Below are 388 nucleotides of genomic sequence, written 5' to 3' on the forward strand. Positions count from 1 at the left end.
GTTAATGTCATCGCGTCCGAATTGGGCGAGTTTGGTCGAGCATAAGAAAACAATGAGTGTGGAAGCCCAAGAAATCCTCATCTCTTGCTTGAACGAACTCTACCCATCTTTAGTGGATGAATTTGCTAGCCAAATGAATACGGATGAAACGCTATCTATTCCGGGCGGGAAAAAGATCCAAGATTTACTGGAAGTGTTGCAAAGCAAACATCACTGGTCTATTGATGCGGATTACTCACTAGCCGAGAACAACTACTGGTTCTGGTATCGCTCACAAGACAAAGAAGAACCAAGGCTTGGTGTCCGCGGGGAAGAGGCTGGAGAAGACAAAGAACTGCCGCTCGATATCGGCAGACAAGTGAATCGCTTGCGCCAGACCTTGCTTGAC

1 pseudogene is annotated in these 388 nt (G+C 47.2%); it reads left to right on the top strand.

Annotation, left to right across the window (positions count from 1 at the left end):
- A pseudogene (locus UF05_RS02715) lies at positions 1-388 on the top strand (hypothetical protein); the annotation flags it as partial.

Origin of the sequence: Vibrio sp. S457-15, from assembly GCF_000960545.1 — a bacterium.
GTDB classification, from domain to species: Bacteria; Pseudomonadota; Gammaproteobacteria; order Enterobacterales; family Vibrionaceae; genus Vibrio; species Vibrio parahaemolyticus.